Origin of the sequence: Gynuella sp. (assembly GCF_050297175.1) — a bacterium.
Classification (GTDB): Bacteria; Pseudomonadota; Gammaproteobacteria; order Pseudomonadales; family Natronospirillaceae; genus Gynuella.
The window spans coordinates 58,826-83,616 of sequence record NZ_JBNKSF010000035.1 but is presented as its reverse complement, the minus strand read 5'-3'; the positions used below and the strand labels follow the sequence as shown (position 1 = coordinate 83,616).

20 protein-coding genes are annotated in these 24,791 nt (G+C 47.0%); 10 read left to right on the top strand and 10 right to left on the bottom strand.

The annotated features are described in order from the left end of the window. The first annotated feature begins 142 nt into the window (after nucleotides 1-142). Complete coding sequence (locus ACQY6I_RS13540; protein ID WP_428242025.1) at nucleotides 143-1,465, top strand: methyl-accepting chemotaxis protein; 1,323 nt, start codon at nucleotides 143-145, stop codon at nucleotides 1,463-1,465. A gap of 235 nt (nucleotides 1,466-1,700) precedes the next feature. Next, the gene (locus tag ACQY6I_RS13535) at nucleotides 1,701-2,021 is read left to right on the top strand and encodes a hypothetical protein (RefSeq protein ID WP_428242024.1); all 321 of its coding nucleotides are present in this window, start codon (nucleotides 1,701-1,703) and stop codon (nucleotides 2,019-2,021) included. Nucleotides 2,022-2,359: 338 nt separating this feature from the next. Here ACQY6I_RS13535 and ACQY6I_RS13530 read toward each other — a convergent pair whose 3' ends face one another. Continuing rightward, entirely contained in the window at nucleotides 2,360-3,016 is a 657-nt protein-coding gene (locus ACQY6I_RS13530; RefSeq protein ID WP_428242023.1) for a class I SAM-dependent methyltransferase, read from the bottom strand. Nucleotides 3,017-3,207: 191 nt separating this feature from the next. Between ACQY6I_RS13530 and ACQY6I_RS13525 the strand changes: the two genes are divergently transcribed. The 6 genes from ACQY6I_RS13525 to ACQY6I_RS13500 all read left to right on the top strand — a co-directional run bounded on the left by ACQY6I_RS13525 (nucleotide 3,208) and on the right by ACQY6I_RS13500 (nucleotide 6,566). Next, entirely contained in the window at nucleotides 3,208-3,684 is a 477-nt protein-coding gene (locus ACQY6I_RS13525; RefSeq protein ID WP_428242022.1) for a macro domain-containing protein, read from the top strand. An 85-nt stretch (nucleotides 3,685-3,769) separates the two neighbouring features. After that, nucleotides 3,770-4,273 (top strand): GNAT family N-acetyltransferase, encoded by a 504-nt coding sequence (locus ACQY6I_RS13520; protein ID WP_428242021.1) that lies wholly within the window; start codon nucleotides 3,770-3,772, stop codon nucleotides 4,271-4,273. A gap of 96 nt (nucleotides 4,274-4,369) precedes the next feature. Further along, entirely contained in the window at nucleotides 4,370-4,654 is a 285-nt protein-coding gene (locus ACQY6I_RS13515; RefSeq protein ID WP_428242020.1) for a hypothetical protein, read from the top strand. A gap of 331 nt (nucleotides 4,655-4,985) precedes the next feature. Next, nucleotides 4,986-5,207: a hypothetical protein gene (locus ACQY6I_RS13510; protein ID WP_428242019.1), complete on the top strand. Its 222-nt coding sequence runs from the start codon at nucleotides 4,986-4,988 to the stop codon at nucleotides 5,205-5,207. A gap of 73 nt (nucleotides 5,208-5,280) precedes the next feature. Continuing rightward, on the top strand, nucleotides 5,281-5,802 hold the full coding sequence (locus ACQY6I_RS13505; RefSeq protein WP_428242018.1) for an endonuclease V: 522 nt from the start codon (nucleotides 5,281-5,283) through the stop codon (nucleotides 5,800-5,802). Nucleotides 5,803-6,023: 221 nt separating this feature from the next. Then, nucleotides 6,024-6,566 (top strand): GNAT family N-acetyltransferase, encoded by a 543-nt coding sequence (locus ACQY6I_RS13500; protein ID WP_428242017.1) that lies wholly within the window; start codon nucleotides 6,024-6,026, stop codon nucleotides 6,564-6,566. Between the two features lie 122 nt (nucleotides 6,567-6,688). On the opposite strand, the gene ACQY6I_RS13495 is transcribed toward ACQY6I_RS13500, so the two are convergent. Both ACQY6I_RS13495 and ACQY6I_RS13490 read right to left on the bottom strand, forming a co-directional pair. Next, nucleotides 6,689-8,401: a sugar phosphorylase gene (locus ACQY6I_RS13495; RefSeq protein WP_428242016.1), complete on the bottom strand. Its 1,713-nt coding sequence runs from the start codon at nucleotides 8,399-8,401 to the stop codon at nucleotides 6,689-6,691. A 2-nt stretch (nucleotides 8,402-8,403) separates the two neighbouring features. After that, nucleotides 8,404-9,552 (bottom strand): glycerate kinase, encoded by a 1,149-nt coding sequence (locus ACQY6I_RS13490; RefSeq protein ID WP_428242015.1) that lies wholly within the window; start codon nucleotides 9,550-9,552, stop codon nucleotides 8,404-8,406. Nucleotides 9,553-9,781: 229 nt separating this feature from the next. On the opposite strand from ACQY6I_RS13490, the gene ACQY6I_RS13485 reads away from it, so the two are divergent. After that, a complete protein-coding gene (locus ACQY6I_RS13485) occupies nucleotides 9,782-10,891 on the top strand; it encodes an ATP-NAD kinase family protein (RefSeq protein ID WP_428242014.1) in 1,110 nt (369 codons plus the stop codon). A 410-nt stretch (nucleotides 10,892-11,301) separates the two neighbouring features. After that, a complete protein-coding gene (gene dapA / locus ACQY6I_RS13480; RefSeq protein ID WP_428242013.1) occupies nucleotides 11,302-12,174 on the top strand; it encodes a 4-hydroxy-tetrahydrodipicolinate synthase in 873 nt (290 codons plus the stop codon). A gap of 110 nt (nucleotides 12,175-12,284) precedes the next feature. On the opposite strand, the gene argG is transcribed toward dapA, so the two are convergent. The 7 genes from argG to asnB all read right to left on the bottom strand — a co-directional run bounded on the left by argG (nucleotide 12,285) and on the right by asnB (nucleotide 24,735). After that, nucleotides 12,285-13,622 (bottom strand): argininosuccinate synthase, encoded by a 1,338-nt coding sequence (gene argG / locus ACQY6I_RS13475; RefSeq protein WP_428242012.1) that lies wholly within the window; start codon nucleotides 13,620-13,622, stop codon nucleotides 12,285-12,287. Between the two features lie 127 nt (nucleotides 13,623-13,749). Then, nucleotides 13,750-17,433 carry a type I polyketide synthase gene (locus ACQY6I_RS13470; RefSeq protein ID WP_428242011.1) on the bottom strand — a complete coding sequence of 1,228 codons (3,684 nt, stop codon included), beginning with the start codon at nucleotides 17,431-17,433 and terminating at the stop codon, nucleotides 13,750-13,752. An 18-nt stretch (nucleotides 17,434-17,451) separates the two neighbouring features. Next, nucleotides 17,452-18,261: an alpha/beta hydrolase-fold protein gene (locus ACQY6I_RS13465; RefSeq protein ID WP_428242010.1), complete on the bottom strand. Its 810-nt coding sequence runs from the start codon at nucleotides 18,259-18,261 to the stop codon at nucleotides 17,452-17,454. Beyond that, nucleotides 18,258-21,437, bottom strand: a complete 3,180-nt coding sequence (locus ACQY6I_RS13460) for a non-ribosomal peptide synthetase (RefSeq protein ID WP_428242009.1) — start codon at nucleotides 21,435-21,437, stop codon at nucleotides 18,258-18,260. Before ACQY6I_RS13460 ends, ACQY6I_RS13465 begins: the two co-directional genes overlap by 4 nt. Continuing rightward, nucleotides 21,424-22,476: a hypothetical protein gene (locus ACQY6I_RS13455; protein ID WP_428242008.1), complete on the bottom strand. Its 1,053-nt coding sequence runs from the start codon at nucleotides 22,474-22,476 to the stop codon at nucleotides 21,424-21,426. Before ACQY6I_RS13455 ends, ACQY6I_RS13460 begins: the two co-directional genes overlap by 14 nt. Beyond that, nucleotides 22,473-22,724 carry an acyl carrier protein gene (locus ACQY6I_RS13450; RefSeq protein WP_044618537.1) on the bottom strand — a complete coding sequence of 84 codons (252 nt, stop codon included), beginning with the start codon at nucleotides 22,722-22,724 and terminating at the stop codon, nucleotides 22,473-22,475. The genes ACQY6I_RS13455 and ACQY6I_RS13450 overlap by 4 nt, the downstream gene beginning before the upstream one ends. Nucleotides 22,725-22,737: 13 nt before the next feature. Then, nucleotides 22,738-24,735 carry an asparagine synthase (glutamine-hydrolyzing) gene (asnB, locus tag ACQY6I_RS13445; RefSeq protein WP_428242007.1) on the bottom strand — a complete coding sequence of 666 codons (1,998 nt, stop codon included), beginning with the start codon at nucleotides 24,733-24,735 and terminating at the stop codon, nucleotides 22,738-22,740. Nucleotides 24,736-24,791 lie beyond the last annotated feature (56 nt).

Below are 24,791 nucleotides of genomic sequence, written 5' to 3'. Positions count from 1 at the left end.
CTTCTCGCTGGAACATTCAATTACATATCAATTAAATGTCTAGTAAAGACTGATCGATTTATCTAATTGTTACTAGTTATCGTAAATGTCGCCTACTATTAATTCTATGACTATTGTGAGATTAGGCGATAGAGGAAAAGACATGAACAAGTATTACCGTCTGGTATTAGGTATCAATACTGTATCTATATTAGTTGCATTGCTATTCGCAATAGAAAACACAAGCTTGATGATTTTAGTTGTGGCGATGGCGGGTTTATTAGGTTGTGTGATAAAAATGGAGCGTTTGGCAAAAGAGAAATTCAACTTTTATGAACAGATTCTTGATGTTATCCCAAACCCACTCTCTGTCACTGACATGGATATGAAGTGGACGTTTGTCAATCGAGCTGCTACCGATCCACTGGGGGTAAAACGTAAAGACGTACTCGGACAGCATTGTTCAAATTGGGGAGCAAACATCTGCAACACCGAAGACTGTGGTGTGAATTGTTTAAGAAAAGGTAAACCGATCACTTTCTTTTACCAGTGGGGGAAAGATTTTCGTGTAGATTCTTTTTACATCAATGGATTGGATGGCAACAAGATGGGCCATGTTGAATATGTGCAGGAAGTATCAGAAAAGGTTGCGCTAAAAGCCGTGTACAAAGATATGGATACCATCAGTGAAAACCTCACAACAGGGGCCAACAAACTGAATGATGCCAGCCATGCTCTGACAGTAGGGTCAACTCAGCAAGCGGCCTCTATTACCCAAGTCGGTAGCTCACTCACTGAGATTCTGGCTCAGGCTAATGACAATGCTGAGCGTGCATCAAAGGCCAGTGCAGTTTCGTCTGAGGCACAGCGTGCTGCGACCATGGCATCTGATGAAATAAAAGAACTTGAACAAGCGATGCAGGTAATTAATCGCTCCAGTGATGCGATTCGAGACATTATCAATGTTATTGATGATATAGCATCTCAGACTAACTTACTTGCACTTAATGCTTCTATTGAGGCTGCTCGGGCGGGCGAAATGGGGCGCGGTTTTGCTGTGGTAGCAGATGAAGTAAGAAAGCTTGCTGAACGTAGCACAACAGCTGCTAGCGAATCAGCGCAGTATATTCAGACATCGGTAGAAAATGTCGAAAAGGGAAATGCAATATCGCAAAAATGTGTGAGTGCATTGAGCGAGATTGTTAAGCATGTGACAACTATCTCTAACACCACCGAAGAAATAGATAATGCATCGAAAAGTCAGGCGATGGGATTGAGCCAGGTAAATCAGGGGATGTCAGAAATTGATAAGGTGGTTCACTCTACGGCAACATCTGCGGAAGAAACTTCCCTCTCTGCCACTGAGTTGAGTGAGCTTTCATCGAAACTCCAGGCCCAGCTCGAACACATGAAAAAAATTGACGGATTAATCGATAATGCTGCCAACAAAGACGCTGCCATTATTGAGGTCAAAAATGTGTCATAACATAAAAAAATCCTAAAATATACGAGTATTGGCTAAGAGAAAAAATGAAAAAGACAGTAATTATGGTTGCTGTTTCAGATCACTAAGAAAAAGGGTCAATATGCCCAGAGAGTATATCGAACTCGCAGGGATTAGCTGGTTAGCAGTGACTGTACGAGTTACCCACTTTACAAAGTGATCTGTTTTAGCCTTTAATCGAGGTTTTTATAACTATTCGGAAAACTGACAATTTGATATGAAGAATATTCAGATAATTGATGGTGCAGAGAATTGCGTTTATGACATTTTTAGCGCGACTGAAAAAGAGTTTGATCTGATTTTTCCAAAGGGTAGCGATATCGCTTTCATCGATGAAGTATACGAAAAAGAAAGTGAAAGCATTTTAAATCCAGTTTTCACGGAGATCTGGAAGAGGCGCGTCCCTAAGGTTGAGGTTAGGGGGATTCACGGTACTTTATTTTATGATCTCGAATATAAAAAAAATACTACCCTAATCGCACAGACGAGGGCGCATGCAATCCAGATGGCGCGAAGCTGCGTGGCTAGCAGCTACTAGGAGCGGTGGCTATAACAACCGATTCATGAGCGCCCTTCGTTTTAAAACGGGCGGGGAATTGAAGATAGGGCTGGTGAAAGAATGGTTTCGTATCAATAAAGCAACTGAAGACACAGCTCTTCTATACTCAATGAAAGGTAACAATTCCGAGCATTTTTACCGAGATGCTCTCGTTAAGGTTCTAAACATTCAAAGAGAAAAAAATCAATATCCCGATACGTCACTTCAGTCGGCTTAAGTTGAAATGCATAACAAACACACCAAAAATCACGCCACTTCGTTCCGCTGGACCTCCTTAGGTTGCGTACCAGTCGCTCTTTATTTTTGGCGCCGAATGCTTATTCGGCTCGCACAAACTCTAGAATATAGCCTTTAAAGTCATTGTCTAGATAATCTGAATTTCCAGGTTTTGAGTACGAAGATGTATAGCCAAGCTTTAGTAGTTGTTTTGCAAACTTGTTTTTCCTCCCTCGACCAGGGTCGACAATGATTACTTCGCATTTTGGATTTGAATGCTCTTGAATAAAGTCAGAGAGTAAGCCTATATGCTCATCTTCATACAATAGGTCACTACCAATGATCACATCAAAGCGTCCTAAACTATCATTATTATCCGCCCATCCGGTTCTTTCATAAGGAATGAGTGCGTCTCCGTTAAGTTCAGAATTTCTATCTAAAAAAGTCTTGACTTCCGGGTGATAGTCGGTTGCCGTGATATCTACGTGCAACTTATTTAGCAGTAAACTACTGAGGGCAATGCCGCATCCAATTTCTAGAACTCTTTTGGAGCCAATATCATAGTTATAAATATGATGAGCCAGTACCAAGCTGGATGGCCAAACAATTCCGAAAATGGGCCAAGCAGCAGAAGAAATTCCTAGCTCTTCAGCAGTCCCTTCCGGGTCGTGAAATTCTTGTTTATTCCGAAGAGTACAAAGGTGGATATCTATTTTTCCAAACTCAACAGTTTGGTAGCATAAGCGAATATTTGTCATTTAGCCGTCTCAATGATTGAGCGCTCAGCCAGCTATCAGAGATAAATGACAAAACGAAGAGTCTACAGGGTATAGTGATTAGCTAGAAAATCAATGTATTTAACAAATTATAGGATGAGCGCTATGGCTGAATCTCTTATGTCTCGCTCCGCTCGATCCGTTTTTAGGCATTAGGCAATCTAGGAATTTCGATGGAAATAGAGTTCGAAAATTCAGATATCAGCAAATTTGAAGCTGATGCTTTGATTTATTCTACAAACCAAAATTTTAATCTAAGTGGCGGTGTAGGGAAATCCTTGGTTCGAGAATATGGAATCGGAATCCAGTCATTGCTAGATAGAAAATTGAGAGAGCTTAACCTCGACGAAGTTCCTGTTGGGACAATTATAGAGGGAGGTATTTCTCAAGTACCCTGGAAGCGAATTTTCCATGTTGTTGCGACAGATTTAGATTATGAAACAGACTCAAAGATTGTTCGTTCTATATTAAGAGAATGTTTCGAGGTGTGTGAAATCGACTATTCAATAAACACTATAGCACTCAGTGCGTTGGGTTGTGGTTATGGTAGCATGAAAGAGTCAGAGTTTATTAATATTCTAAAAGAGGAATATTACCCATATGGTAAAGCTGGTACATTTAAAGTAATTTTGGTTGGTACAAGCTTCTAATCGATGAATGAACACCTTCGGCTGGATCTCCTACACCTGCCTGGTCGATCCGTTTTTGAGGCGTTAGGTTTAGAATTGAGTAAATATGGTTCCACAAATTGAAACCGAAAGGTTGTTATTGATTTCTCCAAGTATTCAGTGCTTTGATGCCTACGACGAGTTTTATACCGATTGTGATGCATCTAAAGCTTATGGAGGTCCAATTTCGAGTGGTAAGGCTTGGGCTCGTCTAAAAGAAGATCTCGGAGGTTGGTATCTTGATGGTTTTGGAGTATGGGCTATCAAAGAAAAAGGATCAGAAAAAATAGTAGGCACATGTGGATTTTGGCAGGGGTTGAGATGGCCAAGAGAACTTACTTGGTGGTTACTCCCAGAGTCAAGGAGTAAAGGTTATGCCAAAGAAGCTTCAATTGCAGTTGTCGCTCATGCATATAATAAATTTGGTTGGTCTGAAGTCGAAACATATATGCGTGATTCAAATCATTCCGCTAGGGCTTTGGTTGAACGGTTAGGTGGTATTAAGTCAAGGCGAAGTGAATTTCCTGACGGCTTGAGTCGTGATATTTTCACTATTCCAAAACCAGTCTAACAAGCAAATAATCGCGGGACAGTTAACAGCTGGCCGCGTTTGTTCTTCACTATTTTAGCCAACGTTACTTAGCCCGTTGTTTGGGTGTTAAATACTATGAAGAATAGAAAACTTGTACTCGTATCCGATACTGGCTATGACCAGAAACATGATGACCTCTTACTCTCCATTCTTGATAAAGGGTACGAGCTGTTTTGTTCGGTCGGTGTGGATTGTGAGTTGTGGGAAGCAATCATGGATGAGTTAGCTGTCGGTGACGGAAATTATCCACGATATATCACGACAACAAGCCATTCAGGCGAAACTGAGAGTGATGTCATTGAGTTTGCAAAAATGTTCAGAACCTCAGTTGCTTCAGGGGTGGACATTGTTCGTGTTTGACTCGTGTTGCTAGGGAAAATTATGTTCCAGTTTTTCCCGTCGATACACTTGCGTTTGGTGATGGGTAGAAACACTATGTCTTACAAGTCAAAATCGTAGCACTTCGTGCTACTGGACTCACGAAATCGCTCGTTTTTTGCCCACGGTGTTTGTTTTACCAGATATTTGACATATAAACGAATACTTAGAACAGTTTCGAGAAGAGAAAATAAAAGTTATCCCGTTTAGAGAAGAAGGTTTCTACGATTATGGAAAAGGAGGTGCTGTAAAAGTAGAGTCCCGAGATGCAGGCGAATTAGTTTTATTTAAGCAAGAAGAGCCTGAACATGGCTTGATAATAATTAACTATGAGGGCTATGGCATCACTCTGACCATGCCTCGCTTTGATAGAGTTATACCCAGGAATTTTATCGAAGACTCAAAAGCTGCTTTAGCACGTCTTCCAGAGTGGTTGCAGTTACTTGAAGCTAAAGACTGTTTAGATAGAAAAGAAGCAGATTTAGCCTGGATTGAGGTTTCAAAAGAGGAAATGAACTTCATTTTTTTGGAGTAAAATTGAATGCCGAATACGGAGTATTCTTTGAAAAAAATTAAGTCGGCGAGTGGGTTCTTGAGGGGCTTTGCTAGTGATTCTTGCTATCGATGTACAATACTTAAATGAATCAGCTTATGTAGCTGGTATTTCTTTCAATTCTTGGGAAGATGAAGACGTTCAGAAAGAATACACCTCCTTTGTCAGAAAGGTCGAGCCCTATGAGCCTGGATCTTTTTACAAACGAGAGCTTCCTTGTATTCTGGCCCTTGTTGAAGAGTTTTCGCTTAAGCCAAGTGTGATAGTAATAGATGGTTATGTTTATTTAGACGGAAAAGATAAGCCTGGGCTAGGCAAACGACTATATGATGCCTTGGTCGGTAAAGCAGAAGTAATTGGTGTTGCAAAGAAATCATATGCAGGCCTTGAGTCTGGCCACGAGATTTTTAGAGGTGAAAGCAAAAAACCTTTGTACATTACTACAACGGGAGATTTGGAGCTGGCAAAGGCGTCAATTAACAACATGTATGGGAAAAATAGAATTCCTGTACTGTTAAAACGAGCAGATCAGCTTTGTCGAGAAGAAGCTAAAAATCAAAACATGCAGATAGAGTAAATGCGGCGATGTTTAAGGTGTTATAGGATTCCGCAGAGAAATAGATAGGAGATGTCATTGGAACGGTATGTTGTTAAGGCATATGGACTGATACCTTCTGAGGGTGTATCTATCCAGTTGTTTAAACAATAGTTTAAACAACTGGCAAGTTTCCAAACCCCATGTCGACATGGAAAATATTTTTGGCTATGGAGATATTAAGGTAGTTTGGGAGCATACCGATGAGTCATGCTATGCATTTCAATTTCACGCCATTACAAGAAGCTCATCTTAAGCAGATGTTTATCTGGTTAAATATGCCTTCCGTCTCTGTCTGGTATGGGCAAGGAGAGGGTTTTCAGCAGTATGAAAATGTCCTGGCCAAATATCTCCCACGAACTCGACCTGAAAGCAAGATACGCGCTTTTATTATTCGCTGTCATTCACAAGATATTGGATATATTCAGAGTTATAAAATTTGTGATTATCCGGAATATAATCGCTCTGTCGGGGCTGATGAGCATGCTGTTGGAATCGATCTGTTTATAGGCGAGACAGCTTTTCTCCATCGTGGTTATGGAAGTCATGTCATTCGTCAATTCCTACATGAAGTTGTTTTCCGGATTCCAGGGATAGACACCTGTATTATTGGTCCTGAACCGAAGAATACCTCTGCCATTCATGCCTATGAAAAAGCTGGTTTCAGCTACTGGAAAACAATTCAGCTTCAGGATGAATTTGAAATGGAGTATTTGATGAAAATTCTGAAAGAGAGGAATCATTGATACATCCAGATATCGGTAGGTTACAAAAGTTCTCTGAATTAGCATATGGTTCTTGGCTGCCCATGGTTTGCAGCAGCCGTTTCTGTTCTTAGCATTTCGGCGTTACTTGTCGATCTTTTTCATCACCATACTGTACGATGTTGAATCTCATTTGGGGATTTAATCCATTGGCATCCGTAGCTTTCCAGCCGAGTATGAAAGTTGACCCGTTTACCGGAGATCATGTCGCGACCGACAAAATCAACGGTTAGTTCAATCACGTCATTGGACAGATTGCACAGACATAATACGTGTCCTCCGGTTTGGGAGTTGTAGCGTTCTACCGCAAAGATCCTTGGGTCTATTAGCAGGATTTTCTGGTCAGCTTGTGGTGCCAGGGCTGACATACGTTTGCGTTTTTGTATCAACTGGGTAATGCCTTTGAAAATCTGGCTGCGGATGCTCTCGGGGTTGCTCAGTTCTTCTTTCAGAGTTTGGGTGTTCAGTTTGCTGCGGTTGATCCGTCGGTTAATCCCTGTGGCCTCCACTGCTTTGACATCGTTGGCGGTACCAAACAGGCTGTGTATGTAGATACCCGGAACCCCAGCCAGACTCAGTAGAATAAAATGTGCGGTAATGAGTTTTTGGGCTTTCTGTTGTTCAGTTTCACCTTCCAATCCAAGCGCATCAAAATACGTGATGTTTAGTTCGTAGGGGCTGCGGGTGCCATCACCATTATCGCGATACGACACCCGACCATTCTGCTCAATACAGTGATCCACCAGACCATTGATCTGTTCCTGGTTGAGTAGTCCCTCCACTGGGCGCATGCCAATGCCATCGTGAGAGGCGAGGAAGTTGAAAAAGGTGGTGGCTTTGGAAATAGGGGATAAACTGCCGGCCCAACGACTCAGGACATCAGAATTACGGGTCAGAAAAGAATGCATGACCAATGGTGGCAGCGGAAATTGGTATACCATCTTGGCTTCGTTATAGCCGTTACCAAAGTAACTGATGTTGTCTTTGTGAGGGACATTGGTTTCGGTGATCAGTATCGTGCCGGGTGCAATGTTGTCCATTACCACGCGCATTAGCTGGATGGCAGCATGGGTTTCTGGCAAATGCATGCAGGTAGTGCTGAGTTCTTTCCATAGGAAACCGATAGCGTCCAGGCGGATAAAACGGGCCCCCTGTTCGGCATAGAGGCAGAGCACATCGAGTATGGCCAGCATGACTTTGGGGTTACGGTAGTTCAGGTCAATCTGGTCGTCGCTGAAGGTGGTCCACAAGTGTCTGATACCGTTGCTGGTATCTACGGGGGTTAATAATGGCAGTGCCCGTGGCCGGGTGACACTGGAATAATCCTGTTTCGGATCGGCTTCGATGAAGAAGTCCTGATAATCCGGATCTCCGGCCACATACCGACGAAACCAGTAACTCCAGCGTGAAATATGGTTGATGACGGCATCGAACATCAGATCATATTCACTGGCCAGTACGGCAATGTCGTCCCAATCACCCAGCTCCGGGTTGATCTGTTTATAGTCAGCGACTGAGAATCCATCGTCAGAGGTGTACGGAAAACAAGGCAGAATGTGCACTGAGTTGATAATGTCCCCCATAAATTCAGTTAAAAAATAATACAGGGTCCGTAGTGGTTTCTGACCTTCCCGCAGCAATGTATCACCATAGGTAATCAAGACGGCATCACGCTGATTGACCCAGCGCTGTGTAGGCAAATGACGAGACTGGTAGCTGACGATGAGATTGATAATTGCCTGGCAGACTTCTTCCGCCCGGTTGGGGTACAGCAGCTTGACCAGAGGATGAAGCTGTTCGGCCAAGGGGTTACGCATAATTATGGTTTTCCTGTGTCGTGTGCCAGAGTCCACCAGCGGGCGAGATTTTTGGCGCAGTTGATCATATTGGTTTTGCCATCCTGCATGGCTTTTTCAAGGGACTGGACTGCTTGGGTGATACCGAAGACCGCCGTAAAGCCTGCATCATAAAGAGGATCGAGGTTGTTGGTAACAGAACCGGCTACAGCGATAACCGGAATATTGGCGGCAACTGATCTTCGTAATACACCTTGTGGGGTTTTACCCATAAGCGACTGATAATCCAGGCTACCTTCGCCGGTCACAACCAGATCACAGTCACTGATTTTCCGGTCAAACTCCATCAGATCCAAAATCAAATCGATACCGGCTTTAAACTCGGCGTTTAATACACTGAGCATTGCTGTACCGGTACCTCCGGCAGCACCGGTTCCTGGCAGGTGACGGATTTGCTGGCCTGTTGTTTGTTCCAGAACCATCACGTAGTGTTCCAATGCCTGATCCAGCATGACAACCTGTTCTGGTGTGGCTCCTTTTTGTGGGCCAAATACAGCACTTGCACCGTTTTGACCCAGTAATGGATTGGTGACATCGCTGGCCACCTGGATGCGAATATCGTGAATTCTCGGGTCAAGGGTAGAAAGGTCGATACGGGCCAGATCACGTAAATGTATTCCACCGGGTGGCAGCTGTTGATCATTTTTGTCCAGCAGCTGAACACCAAGGGCTTGTAATAAACCTGCACCGCCATCGTTGGTGGCACTGCCGCCGAGACCGATGACCAGTTCTTTTATTCCTTGGTCCAGGGCGTAACGGATCAACTCTCCGGTGCCATAACTGGTGGCCAGAAGTGGGTTACGTTCATCCCGTTTGAGCAGATCCAGGCCGCTGGCTGCGGCTATTTCAATGACGGCATTGTGTCTGTTGTTCCAGAGACCGATGAAACCATTGACCTCCTGATCCAGTGGGCCGCGAACTTTTTTATGCTGAATGACACCATTGACGGCATTACAGATGGCGACAGTGGTGCCTTCTCCACCGTCGGCCAGTGGTAAAAAGATAAATTCATCCTGGCTTCGCTGGCTTAGCCAGCCTTCAGCAAAGGTGGCACAGGCTTCGCCAGCGGTCATGCTTTCTTTGAATGAATCGGGGGCTATCGCTATTTTCATGGTCAGAACCTGTTGAGTCTCTTCACTTGCTCAATATAGAGTCTAGCAACTACCAGACCTGAATGAAAAACCGGTCTGATCAGGCGAATGATTTTTCCGGATGACTGCAGCAGCTTGATACGCACCGGCAGTTGGCTTGCAACCGTTAAATTAATTTGACCATAATGGTGAGAGCAGGCGGGTTAAGGTTCCGCCTGTTTTGTTTCTGGCCAAAGATGATTGATCGTATATGAAGATAGCGCTTATTTTGAACCCGTTTGCGGGCCTGGGTGGTTCGGTTGCATTGAAAGGCAGCGATGGTGTTGCCCAGCAGGCTGTGGAGCTGGGGGCAGTTTCAAAAGTGGCTGAACGGGTAAAACTGGCATTGCAGGATCATCTGGCTGTGTTACGGCAACATCAGTGGATGACGTGTCCGGGAAATATGGGAGCTGCCGTACTTGCAAGTCTCGGGATTGAGGCTGACATGCTGGCGTTGGATGTTGCTGATCCCAGTACTGCTGAAGATACCCGGGAAGCTGCCAGGCTGGCATTGCAGCAGGGGGCCGAGTTGATTGTTTTTGCGGGTGGTGATGGTACTGCGCGCGACATTTGTGCCGTGGTTGAACAACAGGTTCCGGTGCTGGGCATTCCGGCCGGGGTCAAGATTCATTCTTCGGTGTATGCCGTTACCCCCCATGCGGCTGGAGAAGTGTTGATGGCAGTGACTGAAGGCGGATTGATTGACATTCGTGAGCAGGAGGTACGGGACATTGATGAAGTCGCATTCCGCGACAATCGTGTCAGGGCCCGCCATTACGGTGATATGAAAGTTCCCCAATTAGGCCAGTTTATCCAGCACACCAAGAGTGGTGGTGTGGAAGTAGAAGATCTGGTGCTACAGGAAATTGCTGAGTTTGTGGTTGAGCAAATGGAACCGGAAACGGTTTATTTGATCGGTTCGGGTAAGTCGACGGCCTTCATCATGGATTGCTTGGGTTTGCCCAATACTTTGTTGGGAATAGACGCGGTGCTGGATCGGCAGTTGCTGCGGTCTGATCTGACGGAGCAGGATATTCTGAGCTTGTGCCGGCAATATCCGGTACGTGTGGTCATCAGTGTTATTGGCGGACAGGGGCATATTCTGGGTCGGGGCAATCAGCAACTGAGTGAGCAGGTGATCCGGCAGTTGGGTAAGGCCAATATTCAGGTCATTGCCACGAAAACCAAATTGAAGAATTTGCAGCATCGGCCTCTTGTCGTAGATACGGGTAACCGTGTACTGGATCTATCACTACAGGGGCAATGGGAAGTTCTTACCGGTTACGATGATTATGCCTGGTATCCAGTCGAGACCTATTAGTCTGACTTCGGGGTAATGGGGTTCAGTTGTGAATTTGATTCCTTGCTACTGACCCGGCATAAATGCCTGCCAGGTCAATAGAACAATTACAATTCGTATGGAAGTGAGAGCAGAAAAAGGGGATTGAACTACCAGTAAACCGGTGCTATGGTTTCGAAACTTCAAGAACTGATTTGCAAAAGTTATGACATTTACTGGTTTTTCTTATAAACGCAAGGCATATAAACGGATGGCATTCCGGGCCTGGGCGTATCTGAAAAATCTTTGAAATAATCGAATTTTTAGAAACCCGGTCGCGGAAACGCCACCGGGTTTTTTGTTTATGGACAGACTCCATTCCGCGAAATACAGGTGTATTAGCGGTAACAGACTAAAACCGGTGGCCTCCCAACCTTTAGTGGAGAGAAATAATGTTTACTGGTTCATTGGTTGCCATGATTACCCCATTCCAAAATGGCGAGATTGATTATCCGGCCGTTCATCGATGCCTGGATCTGCATCTGCAGCACCGCACTCAGGGGCTGGTGATTGCTGGTACAACCGGCGAAGCGCCAACATTATCTAAGTATGAGTACCGGAAACTGTTGCATGTGGTGTGTGCTTACGTCAAAGGCCGAATACCCGTTATTGCCGGTGCCACTTCCTATAATCCGGTAGAAGCAGCCGGTCTGATCGGCATTGCTGAAGCAGCCGGTGCGGATGCTGTATTGTGTGCCGCCGGCTATTACAACCGACCAAATCAGGATGGTCTGTATCGGCACTTTCACTACCTTCATGAACACAGTTCACTGCCAATCATTATCTACAATATTCCAGCCAGAACGATTGTCGATGTGCAGCCGGAGACCATGGCTCGACTGGCAGAACTGGAACGGGTTGTTGGAGTAAAAGATGCGACAGGACAAATGCTGCGACCACTGGCCGAGAGGAATTTGATTGATCGGCCATTTGCCTGGCTGTCTGGTGATGATTTCTCTGCTCCGGCCTATAACGCAGTCGGGGGCATGGGAGTGATCAGTGTGGTCGCCAATGTTTTACCGGCTCTGGGCCGCTCCCAGCAAGATGCTTGTGCTGCCAATGACTTTCATCGCGCCGGTGAAATCCAGCAGCAACTGTTACCGTTGATGCAGGCGCTCATGAGTGAGCCCAGTCCGGCAGGTGTCAAATATGCCTGTTCGTTATTGGATCTATGTACAGAAGAATGCCGTTTGCCGATCATGCCTCTGAGTTCTGCCAGTAAAACGGCTATCACGGCTGCGATGGAGACTCTATTGGATCAGTAGACAGATTATCAGTGAATATGGTTATTCGACATTATGTGCCCTTGAGTGCTTAGGGGGATGTAGTTTGAAGGGAGATGGAAGTCCCCGCAGAAATACGGGGACTGGCTGGATCAGTCCTGATGGTCTTCTTTGGTCTGAGGCAGTGCATTGGTGACGGTTTTGGAAAGCAGTCCACTTTTGGAATATAAACCAAGTTTGCCACGGGTATCGGTGATATCCAGGTTGCGCATGGTCAATTGACCGATACGGTCGTTGGCGGTGAACATGGAATCGCCTTTTTCCATGGTCAGGCGCTCTGCTTCATAGGTCAGGTTGGGGGACTCGGTATTGAGAAGCGAGTAATCGTTACCCCGACGCAACTCCACGGTGACCTCACCGGTTACGGCACTGGCAATCCAGCGCTGGGTGGATTCACGCAGCATCAATGCCTGCGGGTCAAACCAGCGGCCCTGATACAGTAACCGACCGAGGCGCAAGCCATTGATACGGTATTGTTCGATGGTGTCTTCGTTGTGAATGCCGGTGACCAGGCGCTCATAGGCAATGAACAGTAATGCCATTCCCGGTGCCTCATAGATGCCACGGCTCTTGGCTTCGATGATACGGTTTTCGATTTGATCGCACATGCCCAGGCCATGACGGCCACCAATGCGGTTGGCTTCAAGAATCAGGGCTACTTCGTCACTGAATGTCTGGCCATTCAGTGCTACTGGGCGGCCTTCTTCAAACCGAATGGTGACCACTTCCGGTTTGATTTCTACACTTTCATCCCAGAATTTTACGCCCATGATCGGATTGACGATTTTGATGCCGGTGGACAGTTCTTCCAGGTCTTTGGCTTCGTGCGTGGCTCCTAGCATATTGGAATCGGTGGAGTACGCTTTTTCTGCAGACATTTTGTAAGCAAAGCCGGCTTTGTTCATGAACTCGGACATTTCTGCCCGGCCGCCAAGCTCGTCGATAAACGTCGCATCCAGCCAGGGTTTATAGATTTTCAGGTCTGGATTGGCGAGCAGGCCATAACGGTAGAAGCGTTCAATGTCATTACCTTTATAAGTACTGCCATCCCCCCAGATGTTGATGCCATCTTCGCGCATGGCGGTGACCAGCATTGTACCGGTTACAGCGCGGCCAATAGGGGTGGTGTTGAAATAGGTCATCCCGGCAGTAGTCACGTGAAAAGCACCACATTGCAGAGCGGCAATGCCTTCGGCAACCAGTTGTGAACGGCAATCAACCAGGCGGGCGCCTTCTGCGCCATACTCTTTGGCTTTCTTGGGAATCACGTCGTAGTCAGGTTCGTCGGGTTGACCGAGGTTAGCGGTATAGGCATATGGTACCGCGCCTTTTTGACGCATCCAGTGAAGTGCAGCACTGGTGTCCAGGCCGCCAGAGAAGGCGATGCCGACCCGCTCGCCGATGGGCAGATCTTTTAGAATGGTTGTCATTGACTCTTAATCCGTAGTGAGAAATGAATGCTTCAGGAACTTTGTGGTTTGGATTCTACCAGTGGTGCAGAAATGGTGAAAGGGCAGGGGTGACGGCAGTTGCCAATCACCCAAAGACGTCGGCGGATCAATATCTGTCGCCCAAAAAACGGTCGATGGCTTCCTGTACCAGACCAATGTGATGGTCATTAATCAGCTCAAGATGATCTGCCGGGATGTCCACCACTGACAGCTTGCCCTCTACCACTTCGCCAAAACCGTAGTCAGGTTTGGCAACTTTACCGAAACGGATATAACGGTTCAGGGCCCTGAATAATAACACTTCGAAAGGGTAGTGTTTGCCATTGATATGGTACAGCTCAGCTAGCTGGCTGAATGCTTTGACCTGTTGCTGGGACCCACTGGCAGCAGGAGTTCCGACTGCAGTTTTCAGATGTCTGCGATATTGCTTCCAGAGTTCCAGCAGTTTTTGGGTGGAGTAACTGAAAAAACCGTGCTGTTGGATTCTGTCCAGATAATCAAGCAGGAATTTTCGGACTGATAGCTGGTGGCTGGAGTCAATAAAGGAATCAAACATAATGACTTTACGGATATCGAAACCATTCTGATTCAGCTGATTGGCTACATCCAGGGCCATCAGCCCTCCGAATGACAGGCCAGCAATGATAATGTCGGTACGGTTGGTTTGCCTTTGAATCGCTCCGGCGTAGGCATCTATCAGCGTTTGCAAGGTGAAATCGATGGGGTGCTTATGATGCACCACAGCAATTTCCTTGTGGGTGAATATGGCGTAAACCGGATGGCGACCGCTGAGACTGTCGGCCAAAGGCTGATAATATTTAACGCCCCCAAGACAGAACACCGGTGTTCCGGTTTCTGTCTGATTTAACCTGACCACAATTGCATTGTGCTCGGCTTTTTCGCCCAAATGGTCCACCAGATGACGAATGGTGTGATGTTCAAAAATGGCTGAGTGTCGAAACTCCAGGCCGGTGGCCCGAGTCATCTGATCGATTAACAGCAGTGCCGAAACCGAATCGCCGCCAAGATTGAAAAAGTCGTCATCAATAGAAATCTGTTGTTTGCCCAGCACTTTTTCCCATACCGCGACAATGCTGTGATCCAGGTCGTTACGGGCATCTCTTGGCATCAATCCATGTTGAGTGGTTTGGGCTTCTGTCTGTGTACTTGCCTGAATGCGTCGAACGATGGTTTTGGTTTTCCAGAATTCCCGTTGTTCAAATGCGTAACCGGGTAAGGAGATTTTATGACCGGCAGTGATCAGTCCGGTGGCCTGAAAATCCACCTCCTGCCCACGGCACCAGAGTCTGGCCAGTGCCCTGGCAAAGTGGGGCCAGCTTTGTTGCTGGTGTTTTTCTGGTGGGACGGTCGTAATGGCTGTCATAGTGCCATTAAATTCAGATTGTTTGATCAGGGAGGCAATACTGCTACCCGGGCCTACTTCCAGCACCGTGCGGGTGTTTTGATCGTGGAGCTGCTGGATGACATCATAAAAGTGTACTGTATTGCGTAGGTGGTATACCCAGTAGTCTGCAGAGGTAAATGGTTCACCTTCAAAGCCGTTGGTCGCTGAGATCAGGGAAATAGTAGGTGCATTGAAATGCACGTGTTCTATGCCTGTTCTGAACTGCTCCAACACACTGTCCATCGCGGCAGAATGAAATGCATGCTGATTCGTTAGCCGGATGCATTTGATTTGGTTCTGTTCCAGCTGATTGATTAGCGCGGTGATATCCGCTTCAGTACCGGATACTACATAGTTGCTGGCTGTATTTTCGACGGCGACGGTCAGAGAGCCGGTTAACAGCTTATTTAACGTTGTACGGTCCGTCAGGGCGATTACCATGGCACCGGGTGCCGCACTGGCCATCGCCCGGCCACGTGTGACTACCATGGCCAGGGTATCTTCCAGACTCATAACACCGGCGATACAGGCAGCGGCGTATTCTCCAAGGCTGTGGCCAATCATGCAGTCAGGCTGAATACCCAGTGCCATGAGTGTACGGGCCAGAACGTATTCAGCCACGAACAGGGTCACCTGCACGTCGGCAGTATCGGTGATGTCCTGATTGCCAAAAATAACTGCTTTGAAATCGCGGTCGGTGAGTTTTTGCAGGATCGATATGCAATGGTCAAATGCGGTCCGACAGTCATTTTGGCGCTGATATAATTCCACCAACATGCCAGGGTATTGAACACCCTGGCCTGGAAACGCGAACGCGAGTTTGCCGTCAGTTTGCACCGAATCCTGATCACGCTCCTGCAGGGCTATACCTTTTTCAAACAGGGAAAATGTCCGGTGCAGATAATGAGCTTTGTGACGCAAGAGGGTGAACGCCATATTGGTCTGCTGTTCTGGATACTGTGCCGCGAATGCCTGAATCTTGTTGCAGCCTTCAATCAATGCGTCGGTGGATCGGGCGCTGTGAAGCAACAGAGTCAGGTCGGTCGCTTGGGTGGCTGGAGGCTGCGGTTGCGATGGTGGGCTGGACAACACTACGTGAGCATTGGTACCGCCGACACCAAAAGAGCTGACACCGGCGTATAGGATTTGGTCCGGCTGGTGGTTGATCACCTCGTGGTTGAAAAAGAATGGCGAATTTTTGCCTTCAATACTGGGAGTAGCATTTTCCCGGCAGACAGAGGGTGGAATTTGCCGATGATGAACGACCAATATGGTTTTGATCAGTGCGGCGATACCGGCAGCAGAATCGAGATGTCCGATATTGGATTTTAATGCGCCGAGTGCACAGAATGGCTGTTCATGTTCAAGGGCGTCACTGAAGGCTGTATTCAGCCCCGCCAGCTCAATCGGATCGCCCATTTTGGTGCCGGTACCATGGGTTTCAATAAAATGAAGCTGTTGTGGCTGAATGCCGGCCAGTTCCGTTGCTAGACTGATTACTTCCGCTTGACCACCGGCGCTTGGCGCAGTGAATCCTACTTTATCGCGGCCGTCGTTATTGACCGCGGCACCTTTAATAACCGCCCAGATGCGATCATTGGTGGCCAGGGCATCTTCAAGGCGTTTTAATACCACGACGCCCACACCATCCCCAAACATGGTACCGTTGGCATCCGCGCCAAATGGACGGCAACGGCCGTCCGGAGAGTAGATCAAGCCGTCACAGTACAGATAACCCGCCGCATGCGGGACATGAATGGTCACACCTCCACAGATAGCAACATCACACTGATAAGTTTGCAGTGACAGGGCGGCCAGTTGTGTCGCGACTAATGAAGTGGAGCAGGCGGATTGTACGTTGATGGCCGGACCCCGAAGATTTAATTTGTAAGCCACCCGGGTAGTCAGATAGTCTTTTTCACTGGCCAGCATTTTCTGAAATTCAGCGACATCAAAGGCTTCTGTGTTGATATCCAGGCTGTTTAACATATAGCGGTTTAGCGAACAGCCTGCGTAAATGCCCACGGCTTCTTCAATTTGATCAGGAATGTAACCGGCATTTTCCAGTGCCCACCAGACATGTTGCATAAATACCCGGTGTTGCGGGTCCATGAGTTCTGCTTCGGCATCGGAGTAACCGAAAAAGGCAGGATCAAAATATTTTGCGCCAGCCATTGGCGCTGCTCGTTTAACATAGTTCGGTTGCTGATAGAGTTCTTTGCTGATACCAGCCTGTTGCAATTCATCGTCACTCAGATCCCTGATTCCGCAGCCACCGTTAAGTAGCATATTCCAGAACTCGTCAATATTTTCGGCACCAGGAAACGCACCGGACATACCGACAATGGCAATATCATTTTGATCGAATCCTTCAGGCAGGTTCATGAGTATGCTTCCTTATTTTCAGTGATTCACTAACCAACGATACAGGTCAGTCGTGTAACTCAGGCCACTGATGTTATGTCCGGCTTCGAGGACATTGAGTGTTACCAGTGGGTTAATTGGCTTCAGCGCCTGGTACATGGCATAAGAATTTTCGATAGGAGCTGTTTTGTCCTGTTTGCCATGAAAGATGGCAATTGGTATGTCTTTAAGCGTATCTGCAATGGCCGGGTCGGACCGTCCATTCAGGATCGCGGCGGCGGAAAAAATCTGTGGATAGTGATACAGCATTTCCCAACTGCCAGTTGCTCCCATGGAAAAACCAGTTAAATAGATTCGTGTCGTATCAATGGGATATTCAACGGTTAGCTGCTGAATCAGTTGCACCAGTAAGTGCTGTGACCAGCTTGGTTTTGATGAATGCATATCATAGTTGAGGGCTGGCAAGGAAGTTACCTGATTATTCGTCCATTCCTGCCCGGGTGGGCACTGTGGTGCCAGAATGAAGGCCGGTTGTATGCTTTGAAATTCAGTCGATACCAGTTGTTTGATGGTGTAATTCAGTTGCCGGATATTATCCGTTCCACGTTCTCCAGCACCATGTAGCACGAGTATCAGTGGCAACGACTGCTGAGAATTGGTATTGGGTTGATACAACCGATAAGGCAAAACATGATCGTCATCTCTGATCTGATCGGCGTCCATTTTTAACGTCAGCAAGACCGAGGTGCGTGACCAACCTTTCATTTTCACGAAGGTTATCCCTGCCACTAACGCCAGCACTATAAAGCTTGCCAGAACTGCACTGGTAATCATGGCAGCTTTACTCATGAGCGACGCCGGTTCAGGTTGGGTCTGGCTTTTACTGCACGTTGCATGGCGGCAGCCCGTGAGCGTGTATCGCTGCGTGCCTGTTGTGTTTCGTTGGCGAGAAAACGGGCCAGGGTGCGTATGGTTGGATAGGTAAACATATCCACGCTTTCCAAGGGCCGTTGCTGTTGGTCTTTCAGAATATTAAAGACTTTTAACAGCTGAAAAGAATCGCCTCCGGCGTCAAAAAAGCTCTCGTCCAGACCGATATTGCCGGTTCCCAACACCTGGCTCCAGGCAGCCATGACCTGAGCCTGTGTTTCATCCAGATTCTGCAGCTGGGTGACTGCTACGGGTTCATGTTGCAGTTTTACCGTTGGCAGTTGTTTGCGGTCCAGTTTGCCGCTGGTTGTCAGGGCAAATTGTTTCAGCCACTGAAAGCGGGCCGGGATCATATATTGTGGCAAACGGGTTTTCAGATGTTGGATCAATACAGATTTATCGATTTCAGCCTGACCATCACGAGTGCTGTAACAGGCATATAAAAATGCGTGGCCCTGATGATCGTGGCCAACGCTGACTGCACAAAGATCAATGGCTTCGTAAGCGGCCAGGGCATTTTCGATTTCCGCCAGCTCCATGCGTACGCCGTTGAGTTTGACCTGAAAATCTTTTCGCCCCAGGTATTCCAATTGCCCCTGTTCGTTCCAACGGGCATAGTCTCCGGTACGATAAACCATGCCATCGGCAAAGGGATTGGCGGTGAACTGTCGGGCGGTCAGCTCTGGTTGTTGAATATATCCCTGCGCCACCTGCACGCCGCCAATAAGCAGTTCTCCCATAACTCCGATAGGTTGTTGCCTGTTCTGATCGTCGACGACATAAAGCTGGGTATTGGCGATAGGGGCACCGATGGGGGTTGGCGCGGACAAATGGTCCGGTCGGCATTTCCAGCAGGTAACATCGACAGCGGCTTCGGTAGGACCATAAAGGTTGTAGAGTGCTGTATCAGGAAACTGATGGAAAAAATCCTGTTGATGAGAAACAAGAAGCTCTTCACCACTGCACACGACTGTTCGTAGTGTTTTGCTGCTTTGCGGTTTGATAGCCAGATACGCTGACAACATAGATGGCACAAAATGTATCAGCGAGACATTGAAGTGCTGAATTTGTCTGTCCAGCTGATAAGGGTCTTTGTGGCTGCCAGCAGCGGCCAGCGCGAGTGTTGCTCCAACCTGCAGCGGCCAGAACAGCTCCCAGACTGAGACATCGAAACTGTAAACGGTTTTCTGCAATACCACATCCTGTTGGGTTAAATGAAACTGTTCCTGCATCCATAGCAGGCGGTTGCATATACCTTTGTGACTGTTCATGACGCCTTTGGGCGTGCCGGTCGATCCGGATGTGAAAATCACATATGCAGTATTGTCCTCGTCAATGATTGTTTTCGGGTTTTCAACGGATTGGTGTTGGTATTCGCTGCTATCTACATCGATTCGTGTGCGCTGCGATAGCCATGGTTCAGCAGCAGTTTGGGTTGTGGTCAGCACGGTGTTGACACCGGCCTGAGACAGCATCAGTTCAATGCGTGTGGCAGGCAGCGTGGTATCCAGTGGCAGATAGGCTGCGCCGGCTTTGATAGCGGCGTAGATAGCCACCATCATGTCTATCGATCGTTCGATGGCGACCGCGACAACTGTTCCCGTCACGTTGCCGTTGAGTAACAGGTGGTGGGCCAGTTGATTGCAGCGCGCGTTAAACTGCTGATAGCTGAGTTGACCGGTTTCTGTGAGCAATGCCACTTGATCTGGCGTCTTGCTGGCCTGACGTTCGAACTGTGCTTTTAAGGTATGCGGTTCGTTATATTGCCTGCTGGTTTGATTGAATACGGCAAGTTGCTGTAGGTCTTCAGCAGGTGTTATTGCATGCGACGAGAGTGGTAGATCCGGGTGTTGGGCAATCTGTTGCAGCAGCAGAATCAAGGAGTCGTGGAAACGCCGGGCAACCGAATGACTGAGTACTTGTTGGTGGTACTCCAGCTGACCTTTGAAATGACCCTCGTCATCGAGCCAGCCACGGAGAAACAGATCCAACTGAGGTTGATCGGGATGAATGTTGAGGATCTTGGTTTCGACTCCCGGCAGAGTGAGGCTCATGGGGTGTTCAAAGGTAAAACCCTGACGATAAAGTGGTCCATTCTGACTACGGGCCAGATTCAGAATTGTCACCGAGGGCAGTTGCTGATGCCGGTGAGTCAACAGAAATGATTTTCGAATCTTTCCGAGCAGCGTAACAAAGCTGTCTTCCGACTGGCAGTCGACGCACAGGGGCAGAGTATTCACAAAGCAACCCAGGGTTTGGTCAAACAGCTCCGCTTTGCGGTTAGACAGGGGGATGGCCAGACAGAAATTATTAACACCACTGAATTTATGCAACGTGTAGTAGTAGGCACTCAACAGAATGAGATACAAGGTGGAGCGTTGTTGCTGAGCCAGCTGGTGTAGTGCTGATTGCAGTGACCCGTCCAGGTTGACGGGCAGATAACCGGCTTTGCTTTCTGGTTGAGTTGGTTGGCTGGCAATGCGGACATTCCGGGAGGCTGCCTGCGTACTGCTAAGCCAGTATTCTTTGGCGGTCTGCGAATCTGAGGACGCAATCCAGTCTCGTTGTTGTGCGGTGAATTCCGGATAACGAAACAGCTCTGGCTGATCAAGCACCTCGTTATTATCGGGTGATTCATATAGTGCAGAAATCAGTCGGGCAATGATGTCTTTGGATTTAAGGTCGATAACAATGTGATGGATACAGAGGGACATCAGTGTGCATCCGTCACTTTCTTCTGCAAACAACAGCCGGACCAGTGGGCCCTCTGCCAGATTAAAAGGTCTGGATGATTGCGTGGTTAACCATGCCAGCGCCTGGGTATCCATATCCGCATCAGAAAAAGATGTTGCGATCACTTCTGCCGGCTGAGTTGTTTCGATTCGCCATAATTCACCATCCTGCATTCGATACACAGAGCGCAAAATAGGAGTTGCCAACATGATGTGTTCAATCACTGATTGCAGCTTCTGGCGGTCAAGGTGACGGAACCGGAACGCAGAAATGACATTATATGCAGATCTAGCCCCCTGTTGATCCAGTAGCCAGAACTGCTGTTCTGTGATTGAGGCCGGCGTATTGTTATTTGTCGGCATACTTTTCTCTGGCCTGCAGTAAGTCGTCTTCGGTAATGCTTAACTCATTCATTAAGGGAATAATCTGGCCTTCTGGTCGTTCTGCAATTTTGTCCAGTGCTTCTTGGCGGGTCATCAGGCCTTTTCGAATCAAATGACTCAGTTCCATTTCATAAGGATTGAAACCAAAAATGCTTTCATGAGCATAATTGTTGAAAGTATTGAGGCGACAGTTTGATGAACAGCCGTCTACATCCTTGGGTGCTACCCATCCCAGCGGTGCGATGGCATCTTTGATCTGTTGTTCATTCAGGTCTTCAACACACAAAATGTTAACGTTATGGGGATAATTGTCCGTGCGTTGTAGTAATGATTCATTCAGGCCGAGGTATTCATCCACAGAGCTGCCTGCGGCTTGTCTCAGTTTATCTGTACTTTGTTGTCTGGATTCGGCCAGGAACTGGTAATGGTTTTTGTAGATAATGCCATTGATAGGGATTTGCCCAAGTGTGAATCCCGCCAGGATAAAGGGAACATTTTTTTCCAGTGCGAGTTTCAGTGCTGTTGTATTGACGATAGAGATACAGCTGTTACATCCAGCTGAAATACGTGCCAGTGAATGCTTTGGATAAACTGCCTGGGTAATACTGGCCCGGGTAATGGCATTGAAATTGTTTCGACCAGGCCTGAAAACCCAATGGTCGACATTGAGTGCGTCTACTACTTTATTGATATTCTTAAACGCAACCCGCGAGATAAATCCGTTATCCAGAGTGAAGGCAAGTACTTTGAGGCCGTATTTCTCCACTGCCAGTTGCAGTGTATAGGTGCTGTCTTTACCTCCGCTGTAGCAGACAATGGCATCATATTCGCTGTTGCGTGGGCGTTCGCTAAATAATGTTTCGATACGTTGCCGTGCTTCGGCAATGAATTGGTCGTTTTGATAACTGTCTTTATCTTCTTTGCGGCAGAAATTACAAACGCCCTGTTCATCGAATTTAATCTTGGGGAAGTTGGCAGAGAGAATACAATGTGTGCAGCGTTGAATTTCGGCGGTCATGACTGTTGTTTCCTCTCTGCAAAGTCGATCATTTTTATGACCGAACCAAAATTTTCCCGAATCATGTCTTCGTCTTTGATCTGAATACCGAAAGTGGACTCCAGGAATCCGGCTATTTCAATAAGACCAAAGGAGTCAATAATCCCTTCGTCAATCAGTGAGCGATCCAGTGGTACCTCATCACGTTCTACCATGTAATTCTCGGTAATGAATGTCACCAGTTTTTCGATGCTGTGTGTCTTTTCCATATTCTTCTCTCCATTAGCGAAGGGCGTTACCATCATCCGTAATATCGACCGTGCATTTTTGATAATCCGGATATACGGTTTCTGTGTGCTTGATCCAGTACTGACATAACTGCGATGTCAGCATGAAAATAAAAATCATATTGTCACGGTATCCAGTATTTTCTGGAACACCCTTACTGAATTTCCGCAGGAAGCGACTGACCATGGTCGGATCGAACAGACCATATTCTGAAACGGTTTGAGGCGATAGCAACGACTCAGCCATTTCGGTCAGATGACCATTCGAGTCAAAAAATGCAATGAGGTCCGGTGCCATATACGGTCTTTTCGGACGACGGGTGATTTCTTCTGGAATATTATGTTTGTAGCATTCCTTAAGCAGATGTTTCTGATCAAAACCGTTCAATTTGAATTCGTCAGGTAAAGCAAACGCCATCTCAACAACGCGATGGTCCAGAAAAGGGAAACGACCTTCAATACTATGACTCATGGCCATGCGGTCACCCTGAGATGACAACAAATAGCCTTGTAGCAACGTTTTGATTTCCAGGAATGAGTTCTTCTGCAACAAACTCCAGTTATCGTAGTCAGCCGGTAAGGTGCTTTTTAGTTTTTCCAACAGCGTTTCTTTGTCGAAACTCAACTGCCAGTCTTTATTAAAATAGTTGGCGATGATTTTGTTATTGTTCAATCGAATGTTAAGGCCAACGAGCTCATTATCGTATTCGGTCAAGAAGCCTTCGTAATACATTTTCATCAGACCGAACTGTTTGGGGTCGGCATAATGAGCCAAGTGAGGATACAGTTCTTTGATATGTTGAGCGGCCTGTCCGGAATCGCCTGTGCGACGCCATTGGTCGAGTATTTTTAATTCTTTGAAAGTATCGTAGCCAAATAGAATTTCATCGGCGCCTTCGCCGGTCAGCACTACTTTGATGTTGTTTTGCTGCACAGTTTTGGAAAGCAGGTGCAAAGGAACTGGTGCCGTTCTGAAAATCGGCCTTTCTGTATGTTGTATCGTTTTTGCCAGATTGGCATCTATGTCGGCGCGGGTAACCTGTATGGCTTTATGACTGGAACCGATTTCCCGGCTGGCCAGTTGCTGATAGTAGGATTCATCAAGTTCATCATCAGCAAATGCGACGGAGAAGGTGCTGAATTCATGTCCGGTCTGCTGTTGAACGATGTGAGCAATGACTGTCGAGTCAATACCGCCACTGAGATAGGCTCCTACGGGTACATCACTACGCAGTCGGAGCCTGACTGAATCGGCCAGCAATTCCTGAAAGTCCTGTTTGGCATTGTCGAAATCTGTGTGACGAAACTGACTCTGCCATTGTTCGCCAATCTGGTAGTAGCGCTGAATATGTTGCCGGCCATCAGGAAAGTATTCTTCAAATGTCCCTGATTCCACACTGCGAATGGATTCGTATATCGTACCGCTGGAAAGTGTGTTCCATAATAATGCATGTTCAAATAATTGTGATGGAGATAACTGTCTGGTAAAGCCGTCTATTCCATCAAATGCTTTCATTTCTGAACTGATAAATAATGTATCCTGCCATGACAGGACATACAGGGGGCGAATGCCCAGGCGGTCACGTGCGACTACGAGCTTCTGCTGTTGTTTATCCCAAAGAATAATACTGAATTGGCCGTTCAGTTGCGCGAAGGCGGCCGTACCCTTGTGTTCATACAGCCGTAAAATGACTTCAGTGTCGCAACGTGTATTGAATTGAACACCTTGGCTCTGTAATTCTTCACGTAATTCTATATGGTTATAGATTTCCCCATTATAAGAAATAACAGTGCGGTCGGTTGTCATGGGCTGGTGGCCGTAAGTAACGTCGACAATGGACAATCGGGTATGTCCTAAAGTGACTAACGGAGCGTTATAAATACCCCACGCATCCGGGCCTCGATGGTCGAGTTGGGCGACTGCTCTGAGAGCAATTTCACGTTTATGAGATTGGTCAAACCGATTTCCGAAGACTCCAAAAATGCCACACATGCCCTCATCCTTTGTTCCGTCAGCATAGCCTTAACGCGCCTGGAGTTATGGGATTT